The sequence below is a fragment of the Tichowtungia aerotolerans genome (assembly GCF_009905215.1).
Classification (GTDB): Bacteria; Verrucomicrobiota; Kiritimatiellia; order Kiritimatiellales; family Tichowtungiaceae; genus Tichowtungia; species Tichowtungia aerotolerans.
The window spans coordinates 1323293-1341924 of the sequence record NZ_CP047593.1; the positions used below are offsets into that span (position 1 = coordinate 1323293).

Here is an 18632-nt window from a genome sequence, read left to right on the forward strand (position 1 = left end):
ATTCATTGTCCAAGGTTTGGAAACTCACCGCCGCGGATTCGGAAGGCTCTGGCTGCGAACATTGAGAACCGACGGAACCAGCCCCAGCGTCACACTCGAAAGCCCCATCAGAATGGCGCTTCCGAGGAGAATGGTGTCGTAGGCACTCAAGGTCAATGTTCCCAGCTGCCACTCCGGGCTCAGTACTCCCAGCCTCAGCGTCTGGCCGACCAGCAGGTTGGAGGCCGCCACCCCGGCCCAGGTCAGCGTGGTGTAAACGCCGGTCGAAAGCGACTTATCCTCGGGCGGAATCAGCGCCAGCATTTCCGACGAAGCAGCGATCCCAAAGGCGGCATTCACCATGCCGAACGTAATCGTCATGAGGCCGGCCAACCATACCGGATCCAGCGGAAGCAGTCCACGAATGCAGAAGCCCGTCAGAGCCACGGCAAACAGACCATGCGTCACAAGGAAAACCCGGTGTGTACCGAATCGGTCCACCATTTTTCCGCCGACAAAAAATCCGGCGATCGACCCAATCGCCAGCAGGTTTCCCATCACAACAATCCGGCTGTCGCTGAAGCCCAGCTCCTGCTTTTCAAGCAACCCAAACAGTGTGACCGATGCGCCGGTAAAAAGCCCCAGCAGGAACAGATAGCAGCAGAAAGACATGTAACCCGGGATTTTAATGACGCGGCCCAGCGACCGGAAGAACCCGTCTCCTTTTGCGCGCTGCGGCTCAAGTTCCGGAATTTTCGTATACAGGCATCGCCGCACAACCAGCAGAAGACCGGCAATCACTAAAACCAACTGATAAAGCGATATCGATTCGCGCCATTTCAACAGACCGGCCACCACCAGTGAAAAAATCAGACCGACAGTCTGCCACGACACCCGCAGTTTCCCAAAAAACCGACCCCGGACTTCTGCCGGAATAATCGGGCTCAACAACGCAAACCAACTGGCAGTATTCGCGGCAATCCCGACAGAAAACACCAGAATTCCCAGCCAAAGAGCTCCCGAAGACCACGGCAGCGAACCGGCAGCAGGCAGCAGCAGAAACCCGATCGCCGACAGTGTGGCACCAAAAGCTCCAATCCGCTTTTTACCAAAACAGTCAGCGGCATAAGCCAGCGGCAGTGTCAGCAGCATGCCGATCAACGGCTGCATGGAAAACAGCAGAAGAATCCCGTGCGGCGGAATTCCCAGCTTCAGGGCATAGGTCAGCACAAACCCGTTCTGCAGCAGCACCATACTCACTGTGCCGACACATTGCGTGTAAATAATCAGCCGGAGCCGTTTCTGGATTTTCGGGTCGAGATTCATAACAGCCCTTGACCATACCCGCTTTCAGACCCCTGAAAAGCCCAAAGCCATCCGGTCCGCTCCAAGTTACTGCTTTGCAGAGCCGTCGAGATTGTACCAATCCACCTTGCGCGTCAGCAGCATAATGAGCGCCAACAGGCTGAACAGCAAAACCGTCCCGGCCACCAACGCATGATCTTCAGATTGGAGGAGTCCATAAAGAACTGCGTACAACACAGACAGAATGCCGCCAAAAAGAAGGCCACGACCTAACCCTTTCAGCACGCTGCATAGATAGACAGATATCAAACCAACCGTAGCCAGGGTTCCGACCAAATAAGCGACTCCAAATCCAATATGCTCGGACAAGCTGAGCAGCAACAGGAAGAACAAGGCCTGCGCCAGACCGACAAATCCATATTGGATCGGATGAATCTTTAAGCAACGAATGAGTTCAAACAGAAAAAAGGCGGCGAACGTAATGAAGATAAAAAGGAAACCATACTTCAGCGCGCGATCTGTCATCGGATACGGATTTACAGGATCAATCAAAGCCACACCAAAAGCCTGCAGTTTACTGAACTGTCCTGCGCTGAGTTCCTGCCGGGCAGAACAGGCCAACTCATTCACATTCCATTCCGCACTGAATCCAGTGTCAGAAACCGATCGATTTGTCGCTAAAAAATCTCCAATAAAACTCGGGTGCGGCCAGGCAGATGCCAGCTTATAACGATTCGTCGAACCAAGCGGAACAAAACGTATCTGCCCGGTACCGTTGAGATCCAGATCAAGAGCTAAATTAAACTCCTGATTCCAAAGAGATGACACATCATTGATCTCGGCACGAATTCCCTTTAAATCCCGGAATCGGCTACCTGCTTCCACCTTTAACGCTTGCTCTCCCCATTTGAGATCGGAAACCGATGCAATACCTCGAGGATCACTGATCAACATGCACACTCTTGCTGCTGTCGGCTCAACAATGGACTTCTCTTGTGTATGCAATATTTTTTGATCCGGAAAAGAAATCACTCCGGATTGTTGACCTGTACTTCGGAACACATTCGCCTTAAAGATGCCTCGATAGCGCTCCTGAACTGCTAGATTGCCATCATAGAAAAGGGTTTCCGGATAAAACAGAGCCGACCGTGGAGCGGAACATTCCTGATCATACCACAAATTCTTCTCGTCGTTATACTGACGCTCCAGCCAGGTTTCCTGATAGTCAATCACCACAAACGGCCCAACCACCAATTGAGGTCCTGCATAACTCGACGCAATATCTTTTTCGACCTCAAGCTGGCGCTCTTTGCGTTCATGAGTAACTCCTCCGATAGATTTCAGAGCCACCAGCATCAGAATGGAGACGCCACCCAAAATCAGTAATTTGAAAAACATTCGATCCTGCATTTCTCACCCCTTTTGCTAATCCCTTACATTCGACCGCACATTTAAAGTCACGTTCAATTGTGAGTTATTAATGATAGCTAAGTGTTTAGAAATTTTGCAGTAACCTCAAAGCAACGCAAAAGGGAATCGGTTTTGACGGGCAGGACATCGATAAATTTGTCGAGGATGCTGCGGTCGCAGACGAGTCGTTTGGAGGCGGCGTAGCTGAGGTCATGCATCCAGCTGAGCTGGAGGATGAATCGGTCAGCCATGCTGTTGAGGTTTTGATAGTTGATGGCTTCACCGCGATGAAACTGATCGACAACAACGTCGGTCGGTGGACCGTTAAAGTCGATATTCATCATGATTTCCGGCTGGCTGTGGATTTTGCCGGAGGCGATTACCTCCCAGCAGACGAAGAAAATATCGAGCCAGTCGGCGTCGCGGATGAGCCGCAGATATTTTTCTTCCGCACCGGCCATGGCGGTCGGAAGATCTTTTTTATTGTGATGCTGCACGGCATGCAGAATGAGCGACTGTATTTCGGCGGGCAGCTCGCCGAGCAGATTTTCTTTTTCCAAGGTTTGGAAACCGAGGTCGCCGTGGTCAATGGAGTCGGCATCGGAAAAGGTCTGGTACTGCTCAAACTGCGGGAAGCGGGCGATGTCGTGCAGCAGCCCGATGGCCTCGGCAAGTTGTTTCTCGTCGTCCGGCCACCCCTCGCCCTCTGCAATCGCGAGCGCATCCGCAGATACCCGCACCGAATGTTCCAGCTTGAGCTGCATCATCGGCGACAGCGCACCGTCTACACGGAAGCGGTCTACAAATGCATGCCAACGGTCTGCGACGACCTGGAGTTCTGCAGGCGTCATGATCAGTATACCAGCAAAGCCAGCAGAATCAGCCCAACGCCGAAGACCGCCTTGGAGATGCCGGCCGTCCGAATGGCAGGCAACGACTGAAAGCGAAGCATCACCCGGCGGAACCACCACGGCTCCAATACAAAGAAAAGTCCGGCCACAATCCAGAGGTAGGCGATCACAGTGATGACCAGCCGCCACAGCGACGGATGCCAGCGGGCGGCGTCGAGCATCGACCCCGCCGCCAGCAGCAGAAAGCCGCCAAGCGCACGGACAGAGAGCATCTCGTCCAAATAAACAGCACCAATAATGATCAGCACCGGTGTCAGCCACATTAAATGAACCTTCCAGGCATCAAATCCGCCCAAATGCATCAGATTGACCGCATATGCCGCCCACCCCATATCGATTGCCAGCAGAATGCGACCCGGCCAGACACTGCGCGGATATTTTTCCATTCCCCGGCGCACCAACTCCGGAGCTTTGGCCGCCAAAAAGCCTCCACCGAGGGCCAACACACCCAGAATTAATGCGATCACTGCTAAAGATGACATCTGCTTTCCTTCCCGAAAGAGCTTGATAAAACAGGCACATCAAATAGATTTTCTCGCACAATTTCCACTCGAAACGGGAAATAAAACAACGAAAAGGAGTAGATTCATGGGAAGCAAAATCTTTGATGAAGTAAAACCGGGCGTCGCCACCGGCGATGATGTCCAGAAGATCTTCAAGATCGCCAAGGAAAACCAGTTCGCACTGCCGGCCGTTAATGTGGTTGGGTCTGATTCTATCAACGGTGTTATGGAAGCTGCTGCTGCAGTGAACTCACCGGTTATCATCCAGTTCTCCAACGGCGGCGCCCAGTTCAACGCCGGTAAAGGTCTGAAAATGGACGGCCAGCAGGCCCAAATCCTTGGCGCCGTGACCGGAGCTAAACACGTTCATGACCTCGCTGAAGCCTACGGCGTTGTTGTAATCCTCCACACTGACCACGCTGCTAAGAAACTGCTGCCGTGGATCGACGGCCTGCTCGACGCCGGCGAAGCGTTCTACAAAGAAACCGGCAAACCGCTCTTCAGCTCACATATGCTCGACCTTTCCGAAGAAACCCTTCAGGAAAATGTTGAAACCTGCGCAAAATACCTTGAGCGCATGAGCAAAATCGACATGACCCTCGAAATCGAACTCGGCTGCACCGGTGGTGAAGAAGACGGCGTCGACAACTCCGATATGGACGAGTCCAAGCTTTACACCCAGCCGGAAGACGTTGCTTACGCTTACGAAACTCTGAGCAAAATCAGCCCGCGCTTCACCATCGCCGCTTCTTTCGGAAACGTGCACGGTGTCTACAAACCGGGTAACGTCAAACTCACCCCGACCATCCTTCGCGATTCCCAGAAATACGTCGCTGAAAAATTCGGCACCGACACCGACCAGCCGATTAACTTCGTGTTCCACGGCGGTTCCGGTTCCTCGCAGGAAGAAATCACCGAAGCCATCAGCTACGGCGTCATCAAAATGAACATCGACACCGACACGCAGTGGGCCACCTGGAGCGGCGTCCTCAACTTCTACAAAGAAAACGAAGGATACCTGCAGGGACAGCTCGGCAACCCGGAAGGCGCCGACAAACCGAACAAGAAATTCTATGACCCGCGCGTATGGCTGCGTAAAGGTCAGGAAAGCATGGTTGCCCGCATCAAGCAGGCCTTTGAAGACCTCAACGCTCTCGACCGCAACTAAGAGACTGGAATAATGGGTTGATGGAATACTGGATACTTCATTCATCCAACACTCCGTAATTCCATTCCAAAAGCCCCGGCGGAAACCGCCGGGGCTTTTCTTTTTATCCATCAAACAAAACTATTACAATGAGCTGTTATTTGCCCGTTAAAGGCTATATACGCATTAATGAGCACAAAAATGCTCGCTAAGAGCATGATATAATGAGCTTAAAATTACTCTTTATCATTGGACTCTCCATCCCATCTGTTATGCTGTCGACATGATGAAGACCGAAGCAGCCAGCAACGAAGCCATTCGAAAGGAACTCGGAAAACGTCTGCAGAGCGAGCGTCTGAATCAGAATATCACACAGGCGGCGCTGGCGAAAAAAGCCGGAATTTCCCGCCGTACACTCGTCGGTGCCGAACGCGGTGAACCCTTCACCATCGACACAATGCTCTCTATTCTCCGGGCATTGGATCGCCTGGCACAGATCGACCTGTTTCTTCCCGAGCCGGAAATCAGTCCGGTTCAGCTCTCAAAACTCAAAGGTAAAAAACGCCAGCGGGCCGGTGGCAAATTCACTTATCCAAAACCCCGCAACATACCATGGGTCTGGAATGAAGAATGAATCCGTCTGTTACTGCTGATATTATCCTTTGGGGAAACACCATCGGAGCGGTCTCATGGGATGCAGAGCGTGAGCTGGCTCTCTTCGAGTATGCTTCGGATTTTCTCGAAAGCGGAATTGAGCTGGCTCCGCTTACGATGCCGCTTCGCGCACAGGTCTACTCGTTTCCAGAACTGCCGCGCGAATCGTTTCACGGGCTGCCCGGCATGCTGGCCGACGCCCTGCCCGACCGCTTCGGAAACCTGCTGATCGATGAATGGCTGGTCCGCACCGGCCGCAAACAGGCGGATTTTACACCGGTTGAACGCCTTTGCTACATCGGGCGGCGAGGAATGGGTGCGCTCGAATTCCGCCCGGCGATCCGCGATCGGCAGAGCGGGTCGGTTCCCGTCAACGTCGCCGAACTGGTCGATCTGGCCAATACAGCTCTGGCTGAAAAAGAAATGCTCGCCACCCAGATCAACGGAAAAAGCGAAGACGATCTCGATGCCATGCGCGACATCCTGCGCGTCGGCACCTCCGCGGGCGGCGCGCGCGCAAAAGCCGTGATTGCCTGGAACGACAAAACCGGTGACGTCCGCTCCGGACAGGTCAAGGCGCCCCCCGGCTTTGGCTACTGGCTGATCAAATTCGACGGAGTTGCCGGGAATCGCGACAAGGAACTCAACGACCCACAGGGCTTCGGTAAAATCGAATATACCTATCATCGCATGGCGCTCGCCGCCGGAATTGAAATGAGCGAATGCCGCCTGTTCGAGGAAAACGGGCGCTGCCACTTCATGACCCGCCGGTTCGACCGCACGGCCGAGGGAAATAAAATCTTTATGCAATCACTCTGCGGCATTGCCCACATGGATTTCAATCAGGCCGGAGCTTACGGCTACGAGCAGGCGATGGATGTCGCCCTGCGCCTCGGCCTCGATGCGGAAGCACTTCGGCAGCTTTTTCGGCGCATGGTGTTCAACCTGATGGCCCGCAACCAGGACGACCACACCAAAAACATCGCGTTCCTAATGAACAAGAGCGGCGACTGGAGCCTCGCGCCCGCCTACGATATCACCTACTGCTACAACCCGAACGGCGCATGGACGCGCCGTCACCAGATGAGCGTCAACGGCAAACACGATCACTTTGAACGGGACGATTTCATGGCGGTCGCCAAACGGTTCAATCTTTTCAAAAAAGCTGGTGTCGATCAGGTGCTCGAAGAGACCGCCGACGCACTGCGCCGCTGGCCGGAATTTGCTGCCCAAACCGGCGTTCCCGAACAAACCGTTCGGCAAATCGCCGCGCATCACCGCCACATCGCCTGACGTTCCAAGGTTCGGAAAATTTCCAAATGCAGGCTCAGCCTTCTTCCAGGGTTTTGAAAAAGCGGCGGGTTTCGGCGACAACGACCGGGCTGAGGCCGATCAGACCGATCAGATTCGGAACGGCCATGAGTCCATTGGCGATATCGGCAAAGCTGAAAACCAGCTCCAGCTTCACAGCGGAGCCGAACACGATGGCGCCGACCCAGAACAGCCGATAGGTGCGGATGGCATTGTGCCGCGTAATGTACTGCACGCACTTTTCACCGTAGTAGGACCAGCCGAGAATGGTGGAGTAGGCAAAGAAAACGATACCGAAAGTGACAATATATTTCCCGATCGGTCCAAGACCGATCTCAAACGCCTGCTGCGTCATCGCCCCGGCAGCGATATCGGTATTCCAAACGCCGGTTACCAGCAAAACCAGTCCGGTCATGGTGCAAACGACGATGGTGTCGATAAAGGTTCCCGTCATGGAGACCAGCGCCTGCTCGGCCGGATAGCGAACCTGCGCCGCGGCGGCGGCGATCGGCGCCGAGCCGAGACCGGATTCATTCGAAAAGACGCCGCGTGCCACGCCCATCCGGACGGCGAGACTCACGGCGGCCCCGGCAAATCCGCCGGTTGCGGCGGCCGAATGGAATGCACACGAAAAAACCTGGGCCAGCGCGCCCGGAACAGCACCGGCGTATTTGAGGAGAATGACGATGCAGCCGAGCACATAGATTCCGGCCATAATCGGAACAATCCACGCGGCAACATGCCCAATCCGTTTAATGCCGCCAAGAATTACAACCGCCGTCAGCAAAGCAATCACGCAACCCACAGCGAGCTTCGGCACGCCGAAGGTTTCCTGAATGTTAAGCGACAGCGCATTGGCCTGCACCATGTTTCCGATTCCGAAAGCCGCGATCGCTCCAAACAGCGCAAACGCAAATCCGAGCCATTTCTGCTCCAGTCCCCGCTCGAGGTAATACATCGGTCCGCCGGAAACCTCGCCGTTTTTGTTCTGAACCCGGTATTTTACCGCGAGAATGGCTTCGGCATATTTGGTGGCCATACCAAAAAAAGCAGTAATCCACATCCAGAAGAGCGCTCCGGGACCGCCGATCGCGATTGCGGTCGCCACACCGATAATGTTGCCGGTTCCGATCGTGGCCGAAAGCGCCGTCATCAGAGCCTGAAAGCGGGTGATGTCGCCGACTTTCCGACCTTCCTGCGGCTTAGAAAAAACGGATTTGAGTGCAAAGGAAAGCTTACGAACCTGCAGGCCGCGCAGCAGAATCGTCAGAAAAATTCCGGTTCCCACCAGCAGAAAAAGCATTGGCGGACCCCATACAAATCCCGAAATCTTCCCTAAAACCGTCTGCAACTGCTCCATAAAATCTCCTTGGTATTCCGGTCAGAGTACGTTTCCAGCCCGGTTTTTCCAATGCTTGAAACCTGCCGGATTTCGGTTTCCAATGTTTGAAACTCTTCCGCATGCTCCTCGACTCAGCAGCCCCCGCCTCAGCATGCGGGATGATTGAAAAACCAGGAACCACAAAAAACAGATGATAATCTAACTTCCCTTTTCTCCCCGACACCGCTTTGATTGCGCGGTTTACAGGGAACAATCCAATGAATTACGTTTTACAGATTCTTTTTGTACTGGTGCTGATGGGGCTCGGCTTTATTGCACGCAAACGCAAAATGCTCAGCGCTGCAGGCACCAGCGAGATGGTCCGGGTGCTGATTGCAATTATATATCCCTGCCTGATTTTCTCATCGATCACCCGACTGAACGCCCAGTCCCTGGCGGACAACTGGATTATGCCGGTGATGGCTCTGGCCATTGCCGGAACCGGCCTGCTGCTCGGTCTGTTCGCACTGCGCTGGATGAACGTTTCCGACCCGCATCGCGCCAATGCGTTTCTGTTCCAGAATACCATCAACAACTATCTCTTCCTGCCGCTGCCGCTGGTTATGCTGCTGTGGGGAAACGAAGGGGTCGCCCTGCTGGTGTTCGCCTCGATTGGATTTGAACTGACGGTCTGGACGGTGGGCGTTTTTCTGTTTAATCGATCGAGCCGGTTGAGCGAGGGAATTCGAATGATGTTCGGACCTCCGCTCATTGCACTGATTTTTTCCATTATCTGGGTCTGTATCCGAGACCTCGCCCATCTGCAGCTGCCCGAATCGGGGCTGCTCGCGGATGCGGCCCGCCGGGTTTTAGATCTGCTTATTTTCGGAGCGGATACGATCGGCAAGGCCACGATTGCTGTGTCAATGCTCGCCTCAGGCAGCCGGATTGCAGCGTTGAACATGAAGGCCGCATTTGATCCGCACGTCTGGCTGCTCTCGACCCTGCGGCTGATCGTAACACCAACGCTCTTCATTCTGATCCTTCGGCTGATCCCGATGGAGCCGACGGCCTACGGAATCCTGTGCGTCGTTGCCGTAATGCCGGCAGCGGTGGCCAGCCTGATCTTCAGCGAACGCTTCGGCGGTGACTCGGATTTCATTGCCACCACTCTGCTCATCACTCATCTCGGCGCGGTCATCACAATTCCGCTGCTGCTTGCGTGGGCGCTGTAAATAGAAAAGGCGCCCGGCCAAGGGCGCCTTTCTTATGGAGCTTTTGAAAACTACTCTTCTGCAGGCTCAGATTCCTCTTCGTCATTTCCCCAGAATTTCCACCATTTGCGACTGTGTTCTTTGCGCATGGCTTTTCCTTTTTCTGAACCTTTATCGAGCTCCTTCTGAACCTGCTCGGTTTTTTTCTCGCTCTGCTTTTCGAGACCTTTGACTTTTTCCTTTTCTTCGGCCATTTCGCTGTCCGCTTGTTTTCTGGCCTTCTTCATTTTCTTCTCGGCATTTTTTTTCATTGGGGCGGCTTTCTCTCTGCCGAGTTCCGTATCAACACTATCCGGCGGTCCCTTGGCCTGTGTCACAGCACTGATGCCTGCGACAAAAGCAATCAATGCGATCAATTTTAATATACGACTCATCTTTCTGCCTCCTTTTCGGTTATGGCCGACACCTGATGCCCGCATTTCTTTCACGGCCTTTTCTGCGGGCTTCAGAAGCAGAATACCAATGAACATCCAATTTCGCACCCGAAAACCCTGATGTAAATCCAGGCTGAAACAATCCGCTGAAACAAAAAAAGGTTCATGCCCCATTTCCGGGGAAGGCTTGCCTGATTTTTAAGAAGAAGAACTCATCATCACGGTAGCCATAGGCCATTCGCTTGAGCACTTTGATCTTGTTGTTGATACCTTCGAGTAGGCTGGTGTGCAACGGCCAGCGGGCATGGGAGATGATTCCCTTGATGTATCCGGCAAGACGATTCGCGAACTTTATGAGAGGCTCGATGGAGCTTTGAACCGCCCGTTCGTACCACTGATCCCAGAACGATTGCGCCTGCCGGGTATCGCGAAAGCTCCAAAGCTCTTTCAGATCGGCCTTCATCACGTATACGGTGGCCAGATTCCGATTGGCTTCCAGTAATTCATCCAGACGTACCTGATCACTTGGCTTGGTAATGTTGTCTCGATTGCGCAACAGTAACCAGCGCGATCCTTTTACGACCCTGCGCGCGCGCTTGTCATCGCGTAGGCGGTTGGCTTCATCCACCCGTACCCGGTCGATAACCTCGCGTCCATACTTCGCGACAACATGGAACAGGTCATAGACGATATCTGCGTCCGGGCAGTGCTCCCAAACTTCCTGCTCATACGAGCTGTTCATGTCCATGGCGACGGCCTTGATCTGTTTGCAGCCGTCTTCGCCAAGCAACTTGAAGAATGGATGGATTGCTGCACGAGTACGGCCCCGACCGATCCAGAGCACCCTCTTGCAGGTCGGATCGACGATGACCGTGGCATAGCGATGTCCTTTCTGGATCGCAAACTCATCCATGGCCAACAGCTCGACTCCCGCGAGATTGATCGGCCCCAGTTCACGCTGCAGATAGCGCTTTTCAATATTTTTAACCGTCTTGCGGTTAATCCCATACTCAGCGGCAACATGCTTGTGTGTTGCGACTTTGCATAACCGAGCCACGGACTCTTCAAAGCGCCGGGTAAAGCGCGAATAAGGGTCCAGCCAAGTGAGCGCTTCCAGCTTGGGGCCACATGCGGGGCAAAGCATTCGCCGTCGTGTAATCATCAGCCATGTTGTCTTCCCGAAGACCGGAAGTTCACGTATCCACCGGATGGTTGAGTCATGGACCGTGTGAGATAGCGACCCGCAACCACTGCAACGGCCAGAGCCATTTTCTGCTGTCAACTCGATCCACACTTCGGACGGATCCCCTGGGGCCGGCCCCACTGTGCCGACACGGAACCCTTCCCATTCACCGAGAATTTTGAGTATCTTTTGAGCGGTCATAACGGAATCTCCTTTTGGTAGTTGTTTCTCGCAAAAGCAAGATACCAAAAATTCCGTTATGACTCCTCGTCCCCCGAAAATGGGTCATGAACCCAAAAAAAGCCCCGCTCGATCAGAACGGGGCACGGCAAAAGGTTCCGGATACTAAAACATGCGTCCGCCGCGGGCATTTCCGCGTATTCTCTGCTGCTTGGGAGCCGGCGGATTTTCCAGATAGAGGCTGTACCATTCATCACCCAGCCCGGCATTGGAAAAATGTTTGTCTTTGTTGTTCGACAGCATTTCCAGATTACGGGCGATCGTCTCATCGCCGGTGGCTTCTTTTCCTTTAATCAGAAGCTGCCGTGCTTTTTCGGACTCATCTTTTTTCATGTAGACCCATGACATTACCGCATAAAGCAAGGTGCCTTTGCCGCCACGGAACCACTTAACGTGGCGTTTAAAGGTCTTTTCGAGACCTGCCAGGTCATCCTGTTTGTATTGCCGGGCCATTTTCATAGCAACGGTCATGGGCTCCATCATAATCGGCCCTTTCAACAATCCTTTAGCGGCAAGGATCTGGTCCACCGCTTCAAATTCTTTCAGCTGATAGAGGAACTGCATGCGCATGGTGGCAATTTGCCGCCCCATCAGCAGGCTCCATTTTTTAAACGGCTCAAAACGATCGATAAACGCAAGCGCGTCAGTAATCAATACTTTCTGGTCCGCCTCCAGCTGCCGCTGGATCTGCTTGATGTTTCCTCCAGGCCGGGTCTGGAACTGCTGGACTTTCCGGTTTATTTTCTTCTGCCCGAGCGCGAGCTGTTCCTGGAGCGCACTCTGAACCTTGCCGATTCTTTTGCGGGTAATCAGACCGATTAAAACCTGCGGAACAAAAAAACCGGCAATACCGGCAGCAATCGTCTCTCCCGTGCTGAGATTTGAAACCACGCAGGCCACGACAGCGGCAACCATAATCATCACAGAAATAAGTATTGTAACCATTCTTTGTGCATCCTCTTTTTAAATTCTGTTTTTTTGAAAACCATACCGAAAACATATGGTTTGCTGGGAAAGAAAGTACCGTAAAACAAACCTGGAGAAAAGTCACCCTATGAGAAGCCGTACTTTTAGTCATGCCTCCGGACAGCTCAGCTCAACGTTTCCAGTGTCCGGAAAACGATCCCGCCGGCCCCCATTCTATTTTCCAGCCCCTGGAATTCCGTTTTTGCCCTGTCCTCAAAAAAATGTAATTTTGCTGCACGAAAACCCGTCCAGTGTGCGTTCTGTGAAAAACCCACGGAGCTTAACCATGAAAAAATGCTGTGTCCCCCTTCTTATCGTTCTCTCAACCTTATCCACCTTTGCGCAACGCCCGGAGCGAACCTCTGAAAACACCCCGAAACTGGCGGAACTGCTTGAAATGCGTCCACAGCTCGATCAAAACCGCGACGGCATTCTCACCATGAAAGAAGCGTTCGAAGGACGCGACCGGAAAAAACGACCGGCACAACCCAATCAGATTGCCCCTACATTTGCCGATGTTTCTTACGGGAATCATCCTTCAATGAAGCTCGATTTCTGGAAGGCGGACTCGGGCAGACCGTCCGCACTGGTTGTATGGATTCACGGCGGCGGGTTCCGGTCCGGAGACAAAGCTCCTGCCAATTCCGTGCTGTTAAAGGCATTTCTTGATGCCGGCGTTTCCTTCGCCTCCATCAATTACCGCTTAAGCGACATCGGGCCCTACCCGATGCAAATGAACGACAGCGCCCGCGCCATTCAGTTCCTGCGCTCCAAAGCCGGCGAGTGGAATATTGATCCGGACCGCATCGCCGCAGGCGGCGGTTCCGCGGGCTCCGGCATTTCCCAATGGCTGGCCTTTCATGATGACCTGGCCGATCCAGAGAGCAGCGACCCGATTGAGCATTTTTCAACCCGGCTGCGCTGTGCGCTGGCGCTCAACATGCAGTCCACCTACGACCCGCGGATCATCAAAGAAATCATTCCCGGTGCGGCCTATAAAAACAACGCCCTGCCCGCCTTTTATGGCCTATCCGATGATTGGAATCTGAGCACTGCCGAAATTGATGCCGATCTGGACGCACTCTTCAAAGACGCCTCACCAATCACCCATCTGACCAAGGACGATCCACCGGTTTTCGTTTTTCATACCGAGCGCACCCGCACCGACGGCAATATCCATCATCCAAACTTTGGAACCCATCTGGAAAACGCCATGCAAAAGCTGGGGATTGAATGCGTGCGTCGAACCGACGCCGACTACAGCAGTCCCAATGCACAGTATGACGAAATGATCGAATTTACCCTGAAGCATCTCGGCGTATCCGCCGAGTGATCCGCGGAGTTAATCCATCCAGAGTGTGGCGGTGTAGCATTTCACTTCCATCATCTCGCCGTCTTCGTCCTTGTAATTGTGCGTACCGGCCAGCCAAACCTCGCCGCTGACAGAGGCGCCTTCGTTACTGGGAAACTCAGAGCCGATCCCCTTCAGATACACCGTTTCGTCGTTGTCCGGACAGGACAGCAGGGCTCCCCCGTCTTCTTTTCGGATCACTGTGCCAGTCAGCATTTCGCTGTTGAGAAATACGGCGCACCGCTCATCAAACGCCGTTTTGGCCTCCATCCACGCTTTTTTCTCCGACTTTCCCTCGTCCAAAGCGTTACAGAATTTATATTGAAGATATCCCAGCGACTGCGAATCTTTCACAATGCCGGTTCCCTGGCACACCGGGCAGGGCCGCCCGCCATCCAGCGACCCTTTTCCCTCACAATATGAACAGGGAACCTTCAAATGGTCCGGGTCCACAGCTTTCGCCAGACTGGGATCTGTTTTTTTGAGTTGCCCATAATATTCGTCAACCACAGCCTCATCTCCCTGAGCCAGGCCGTAAATCAGGTTGAGAATGTTATCGGCCGTACTCCCGTTGTATTCGATTCCAAAAAAGTTCAGCGCCGGTGCTGATGCCGCGGAAAAGAACAGCAAACTGATCAGGATCATCTTCTTCATTTATACGCGTTCCATATTTTCTTTTCTGACGAAAAAACGCGGATATTTTAGCAAAACCGGACTGCAAGGACAGCATAAGAGACTGAAATTTTATCGCCCTCCAGAAGCGATCATTCGCATATACGGGCTGTCATACAAATGTACCCGCCCTCATTGTTTCCAGTCGTCATTTCGGTTCTGACACACAACTCATCTTTTGCGCCCCCGTTTTTAAGGGATCATCCATTATCAGCCAACTCGCAGCACAAAGAGAACCGGCGTTTAAGATTTTCTCTGCCTGCCTCCCGTGATTTAATCCGCGCCCTATGGATTTTGAAAAGGAACTCAACGAAGAACAGTACGCCGCAGTGACCGCTCCGGACGGGCCGTCGCTCGTCATCGCCGCCGCCGGAACCGGCAAAACCCGCACGCTGGTCTATCGCCTCGCGTGGCTGGTCAAAAAACACAATATTGACCCACGCAATATGCTGCTGCTCACGTTTACCAACAAGGCCGCACGCGAAATGCTCGACCGGGCGGAAACGCTGATCAAACGTCCTTTCAAAAGCAGTCACAGCGGAACCTTCCACAGCTTTGCCAACCGGATTCTCCGCTCGCACGCTTCTTCGGTTGGCTTCGGTTGTGACTTCACCATTCTCGACAGCGACGACTCCAAAAAACTGCTGCGCTCCTGTGCGGACGACCTGAAAATGGACAAAAAGCATTTTCCAAAGCCGCAGGTACTGCAGAGTATTTTCGGGGTGATCAGCGGGCAAATGGGCGATCTGGCAGACGGGCTCTACGAACGTTTTGAACATTCCGACGTTGATGTCGAAGATGTCATCGCGGTTCACGACCTCTACCAGAAACGCAAAAAAGAGCAGAACGCGATGGATTTCGACGATCTGCTCATCTACGCCCTGCAGCTGCTCGAAAAAAACGAGCGGATCCTGCGGTTCTATCAGGATGAGTTTCAATACATCCTTGTCGATGAGTATCAGGACACCAACGCCATTCAGGCGCGCATGGTCAGCCTGCTGGCCAAAGTTCACAAAAACATCATGGTGGTCGGCGACGACTTCCAGAGCATTTATTCATGGCGCGGCGCGGACTTCCGCAACTTCCTCGACTTCGAACGCCACTACCCCGGCGCGCGCACCTTCAAACTGCAGATCAACTACCGCTCCACGCCCGAAATTCTCGAAGTGGCCAACGCCGCCATCGCCCACAATCCAGACCAGTTCCAGAAGGAGCTCAAGGCCGTCCGGCCGGAAGGCGCGTACCCCATATCTGCCCAGCTGCGCGATGGCGGCGCACAGGCGCGCTACATCATCGAACAGGCGCAGCAGCTGAACCGGCAGGGCGTTGCCTACTCCGACATGTGCGTACTCTACCGCTCCCACTTCCATGCCATGGAACTGCAGATGGAACTGGCGCGTGCATCCATGCCGTACGTCGTCACCTCCGGCGTACGCTTTTTCGAACAGGCGCATATCAAAGACGTCTGCACCGTCCTGCGCATTCTCGTGAACCCCGGCGACGAAATGGCGTTCACCCGCCTGATCGAACTTTTTCCAAAGGTTGGAAAAAAGACCTCACTCAAAATTTTCCGCAAGCTTGGCGGTCGCGTGAACCTGCAGACCAAAGAGATGTGCATAAAAGTCGAGGAAGCGCTGCCGGCCGCCGCGCGCGAGGAGTGGAAAAAAATCGAACCGGTCTTTCTCGCCTATCGCGAAGAGAACCTCGATGCCGACCCCGGCGAAATCATCTACCGCTTCAACAAAGCGTTCTACAACGAGTACATGGTCGAAAACTTCGACAACTCCAAATATCGCGCGGAAGACATCGACGGAATGATCGATTTCACCACCAAGTTTGAAACCACCGAAGCGTTCCTCAGCGAAATTGCCCTGCTGTCCAACCTCGATGCCGAGCCCGGAGCTCCGGCAGAAGCCGAGCCGGCCGACGCCTTCCGCCTCAGCACCATTCATCAGGCTAAAGGGCTGGAGTTTAAAGTCGTCTTTGTACTGTTCCTCTGCGAAAGCATGTTCCCAAGCACCAAAGCCGTTGAGGAAACCGGCGACTCCGAAGAGCGGCGGCTGTTTTACGTCGCCGTCACCCGCGCCGAAGACCGGCTCTACCTCTGCTCGCCCGAAGTGCGCCGCCAGCGCGACGGCGGCATCATCTTCCTTGAACCCTCCCGCTTCCTTCGCGAAATCCCGCCGCATATGATGCAAAAAGACCACGGGTTCTTTTGAGAGCTAACCGCAAAAGAACGCATGTAGCAATTGCGGCGGAAGCAATCTCTGCCTATGCCAAGGTATGATATTCGGCATCGGCCTTGAGCTTCTGTTCTGGATCTATATGGGAATCCTAGAAAGTGCGTCGAAAGAAAAAGAAGAGCAGCGCTCCGCGAGCGAGCGATAAAAGGTTCCAGTATTAAGTCTCGCAACTCCGTTTGAAATATCCTGCCGCGTCTTGCAAAAGGATCGCAAATTCTTCTAAGCTCCATTAAAGGAGTTGCTTATGCTGGCAAAGGTGTTTTCGGGAGCGGTGTACGGCGTGGATGCGTACACGGTGGAGATCGAGGTCAACAGCGGCCACGGCGAACCGAAAACGCTGATCGTTGGACTTCCAGATGCAGCGGTAAAAGAGAGCGAGCACCGAGTCAACACCGCCCTGCTCAACTCCGGATTCATGCCGCCCAAGGGGCGGGTGACGATCAATCTGGCCCCGGCGAGCATTAAGAAGGAAGGTCCCAGTTTTGACCTGCCGATTGCGCTCGGCATGCTGGCAGCCGAAAGCGATATCCTGCCCGATCTGCTGAGTCGCGCGTGCATCCTCGGCGAGCTGGCGCTTTCAGGCGAAGTGCGCAAAGTGCGCGGCATCCTGCCGATTACGCTGGCGGCGCGCGATGCGGGCCGCAAGGCGATTATCGTTCCGGCGGAAAACGCTGAAGAGGCGGGGGTCGTAGACGGCATCAAAGTGTTTGCGGTGAAAAACCTGCGCGAAGCGGCCGATTTTCTAAACCTGGATCTGAAACTCAATCCGCATGAGGTCGATCTGAGCGAAACCTTCCGTGAACACAACCGTTATCTGGCCGACTTCGAGGATGTGAAAGGACAGGAATACGCCAAGCGCGCCATCGAGGTGGCGGTGGCTGGAAGCCATAATATTCTGATGATTGGGAGTCCAGGTACCGGAAAAACCATGCTGGCCAAGCGGGTTCCGTCCATCCTGCCGCCGATGACTCTTGAGGAAGCGCTGGAAACCACCAAGATTCACAGTATTGCAGGAAAACTCGGGTCGCACGAGTCGCTGATCGCCACACGACCGTTCCATGCGCCGCACCATACAGTATCGGACGCCGGACTGCTCGGCGGCGGAACGCATCCGGTGCCCGGCGCGGTGAGTCTGGCGCACAACGGCGTGCTGTTTCTCGACGAGCTGCCGGAGTTTAACCGCAACGTGCTCGAAGTCCTGCGCCAGCCGCTCGAGGACGGCGAGGTGACGATTGCGCGCGCCGCGGCGAGCGTCACCTTTCCCTGCCGTTTTATGCTGGTGGCGGCGATGAATCCGACGCCGGACGGATATTTTCCGGATGATCCGCGCTCCACGTCGACGCCGCGCCAGATTCAGGCCTATCAGAACAAGATTTCCGGTCCGCTGCTCGACCGAATCGATATTCACATTGAAGTGCCCGCCGTCGACTACCAGAAACTGGCCGGACTCGAAAAAGGCGAGCGGTCCGGAAGCATTCGCGAACGGATTATTGCCGCACGCAGAATCCAGCAGGCGCGCTATGCCGATGATCCGCACATCCATTGCAATGCAGACATGCAGCCGAAGCATTCGCGCAAATACTGCCGAATAGAAGAGGATGCCTCGCACCTGCTGAAAACCGCCGTCGCCCAGATGAACTTCAGCGCCCGCGCCTATGACCGTATCCTGAAGGTCGCCCGCACGATCGCCGACCTCTCCGGCACAGACGCCATCGGCACCGCACATATTGCCGAAGCGATCCAATACCGAACGCTCGACCGGACGGCCCAATAAATTTTAGAAATAGA

16 protein-coding genes are annotated in these 18632 nt (G+C 54.1%); 7 read left to right on the top strand and 9 right to left on the bottom strand.

What is annotated here, in order from left to right; genetic code table 11:
- Window positions 1-24: 24 nt before the first annotated feature.
- The 4 genes from GT409_RS05600 to GT409_RS05615 all read right to left on the bottom strand — a co-directional run bounded on the left by GT409_RS05600 (window position 25) and on the right by GT409_RS05615 (window position 4087).
- Window positions 25-1305: an MFS transporter gene (locus GT409_RS05600; protein ID WP_160627760.1), complete on the bottom strand. Its 1281-nt coding sequence runs from the start codon at window positions 1303-1305 to the stop codon at window positions 25-27.
- A gap of 66 nt (window positions 1306-1371) precedes the next feature.
- The gene (gene creD / locus GT409_RS05605) at window positions 1372-2694 is read right to left on the bottom strand and encodes a cell envelope integrity protein CreD (protein WP_160627762.1); all 1323 of its coding nucleotides are present in this window, start codon (window positions 2692-2694) and stop codon (window positions 1372-1374) included.
- Window positions 2695-2771: 77 nt separating this feature from the next.
- Window positions 2772-3545 (bottom strand): HD domain-containing protein, encoded by a 774-nt coding sequence (locus GT409_RS05610; protein ID WP_160627764.1) that lies wholly within the window; start codon window positions 3543-3545, stop codon window positions 2772-2774.
- A gap of 2 nt (window positions 3546-3547) precedes the next feature.
- Window positions 3548-4087: a hypothetical protein gene (locus GT409_RS05615; protein WP_160627766.1), complete on the bottom strand. Its 540-nt coding sequence runs from the start codon at window positions 4085-4087 to the stop codon at window positions 3548-3550.
- 106 nt (window positions 4088-4193) lie between these two features.
- Between GT409_RS05615 and fbaA the strand changes: the two genes are divergently transcribed.
- From fbaA to GT409_RS05630, 3 genes are all read left to right on the top strand, one after another.
- The gene (gene fbaA / locus GT409_RS05620; protein WP_160627768.1) at window positions 4194-5276 is read left to right on the top strand and encodes a class II fructose-bisphosphate aldolase; all 1083 of its coding nucleotides are present in this window, start codon (window positions 4194-4196) and stop codon (window positions 5274-5276) included.
- Between the two features lie 262 nt (window positions 5277-5538).
- Window positions 5539-5889, top strand: a complete 351-nt coding sequence (locus tag GT409_RS05625; RefSeq protein ID WP_269844983.1) for a helix-turn-helix transcriptional regulator — start codon at window positions 5539-5541, stop codon at window positions 5887-5889.
- Window positions 5886-7202: a type II toxin-antitoxin system HipA family toxin gene (locus GT409_RS05630; protein WP_160627770.1), complete on the top strand. Its 1317-nt coding sequence runs from the start codon at window positions 5886-5888 to the stop codon at window positions 7200-7202. Before GT409_RS05625 ends, GT409_RS05630 begins: the two co-directional genes overlap by 4 nt.
- Before the next feature lie 34 nt (window positions 7203-7236).
- Here the strand turns inward: GT409_RS05630 and GT409_RS05635 are convergent, their stop codons facing one another.
- A complete protein-coding gene (locus GT409_RS05635) occupies window positions 7237-8580 on the bottom strand; it encodes an alanine/glycine:cation symporter family protein (protein WP_160627771.1) in 1344 nt (447 codons plus the stop codon).
- A gap of 239 nt (window positions 8581-8819) precedes the next feature.
- Between GT409_RS05635 and GT409_RS05640 the strand changes: the two genes are divergently transcribed.
- Window positions 8820-9776: an AEC family transporter gene (locus GT409_RS05640; protein ID WP_160627773.1), complete on the top strand. Its 957-nt coding sequence runs from the start codon at window positions 8820-8822 to the stop codon at window positions 9774-9776.
- A 50-nt stretch (window positions 9777-9826) separates the two neighbouring features.
- Here the strand turns inward: GT409_RS05640 and GT409_RS05645 are convergent, their stop codons facing one another.
- The 3 genes from GT409_RS05645 to GT409_RS05655 all read right to left on the bottom strand — a co-directional run bounded on the left by GT409_RS05645 (window position 9827) and on the right by GT409_RS05655 (window position 12557).
- The gene (locus tag GT409_RS05645; protein ID WP_160627775.1) at window positions 9827-10189 is read right to left on the bottom strand and encodes a hypothetical protein; all 363 of its coding nucleotides are present in this window, start codon (window positions 10187-10189) and stop codon (window positions 9827-9829) included.
- Between the two features lie 163 nt (window positions 10190-10352).
- Window positions 10353-11573, bottom strand: a complete 1221-nt coding sequence (locus GT409_RS05650; RefSeq protein ID WP_160627387.1) for an ISL3 family transposase — start codon at window positions 11571-11573, stop codon at window positions 10353-10355.
- 144 nt (window positions 11574-11717) lie between these two features.
- Complete coding sequence (locus GT409_RS05655) at window positions 11718-12557, bottom strand: hypothetical protein (protein WP_160627777.1); 840 nt, start codon at window positions 12555-12557, stop codon at window positions 11718-11720.
- A 307-nt stretch (window positions 12558-12864) separates the two neighbouring features.
- On the opposite strand from GT409_RS05655, the gene GT409_RS05660 reads away from it, so the two are divergent.
- A complete protein-coding gene (locus tag GT409_RS05660) occupies window positions 12865-13911 on the top strand; it encodes an alpha/beta hydrolase (RefSeq protein ID WP_160627779.1) in 1047 nt (348 codons plus the stop codon).
- 9 nt (window positions 13912-13920) lie between these two features.
- Here GT409_RS05660 and GT409_RS05665 read toward each other — a convergent pair whose 3' ends face one another.
- On the bottom strand, window positions 13921-14583 hold the full coding sequence (locus tag GT409_RS05665; protein ID WP_160627781.1) for a DnaJ-like cysteine-rich domain-containing protein: 663 nt from the start codon (window positions 14581-14583) through the stop codon (window positions 13921-13923).
- Between the two features lie 305 nt (window positions 14584-14888).
- Here GT409_RS05665 and GT409_RS05670 point away from each other — a divergent pair, with 305 nt between their 5' ends.
- Window positions 14889-16820, top strand: coding sequence for an ATP-dependent helicase (locus GT409_RS05670; RefSeq protein WP_160627783.1), 1932 nt, complete (start codon window positions 14889-14891; stop codon window positions 16818-16820).
- Between the two features lie 268 nt (window positions 16821-17088).
- Entirely contained in the window at window positions 17089-18618 is a 1530-nt protein-coding gene (locus GT409_RS05675; protein WP_160627785.1) for a YifB family Mg chelatase-like AAA ATPase, read from the top strand.
- Window positions 18619-18632 lie beyond the last annotated feature (14 nt).

What these genes read in the sequence shown, in the direction of transcription:
- GT409_RS05600 (WP_160627760.1), bottom strand. Translation starts at nt 1,305, where the DNA reads ATGAATCTCGACCCGAAAATCCAGAAACGGCTCCGGCTGATTATTTAC.
- creD (WP_160627762.1), bottom strand. Translation starts at nt 2,694, where the DNA reads ATGCAGGATCGAATGTTTTTCAAATTACTGATTTTGGGTGGCGTCTCC.
- GT409_RS05610 (WP_160627764.1), bottom strand. Translation starts at nt 3,545, where the DNA reads ATGACGCCTGCAGAACTCCAGGTCGTCGCAGACCGTTGGCATGCATTT.
- GT409_RS05615 (WP_160627766.1), bottom strand. Translation starts at nt 4,087, where the DNA reads ATGTCATCTTTAGCAGTGATCGCATTAATTCTGGGTGTGTTGGCCCTC.
- fbaA (WP_160627768.1), top strand. Translation starts at nt 4,194, where the DNA reads ATGGGAAGCAAAATCTTTGATGAAGTAAAACCGGGCGTCGCCACCGGC.
- GT409_RS05625 (WP_269844983.1), top strand. Translation starts at nt 5,539, where the DNA reads ATGATGAAGACCGAAGCAGCCAGCAACGAAGCCATTCGAAAGGAACTC.
- GT409_RS05630 (WP_160627770.1), top strand. Translation starts at nt 5,886, where the DNA reads ATGAATCCGTCTGTTACTGCTGATATTATCCTTTGGGGAAACACCATC.
- GT409_RS05635 (WP_160627771.1), bottom strand. Translation starts at nt 8,580, where the DNA reads ATGGAGCAGTTGCAGACGGTTTTAGGGAAGATTTCGGGATTTGTATGG.
- GT409_RS05640 (WP_160627773.1), top strand. Translation starts at nt 8,820, where the DNA reads ATGAATTACGTTTTACAGATTCTTTTTGTACTGGTGCTGATGGGGCTC.
- GT409_RS05645 (WP_160627775.1), bottom strand. Translation starts at nt 10,189, where the DNA reads ATGAGTCGTATATTAAAATTGATCGCATTGATTGCTTTTGTCGCAGGC.
- GT409_RS05650 (WP_160627387.1), bottom strand. Translation starts at nt 11,573, where the DNA reads ATGACCGCTCAAAAGATACTCAAAATTCTCGGTGAATGGGAAGGGTTC.
- GT409_RS05655 (WP_160627777.1), bottom strand. Translation starts at nt 12,557, where the DNA reads ATGGTTACAATACTTATTTCTGTGATGATTATGGTTGCCGCTGTCGTG.
- GT409_RS05660 (WP_160627779.1), top strand. Translation starts at nt 12,865, where the DNA reads ATGAAAAAATGCTGTGTCCCCCTTCTTATCGTTCTCTCAACCTTATCC.
- GT409_RS05665 (WP_160627781.1), bottom strand. Translation starts at nt 14,583, where the DNA reads ATGAAGAAGATGATCCTGATCAGTTTGCTGTTCTTTTCCGCGGCATCA.
- GT409_RS05670 (WP_160627783.1), top strand. Translation starts at nt 14,889, where the DNA reads ATGGATTTTGAAAAGGAACTCAACGAAGAACAGTACGCCGCAGTGACC.
- GT409_RS05675 (WP_160627785.1), top strand. Translation starts at nt 17,089, where the DNA reads ATGCTGGCAAAGGTGTTTTCGGGAGCGGTGTACGGCGTGGATGCGTAC.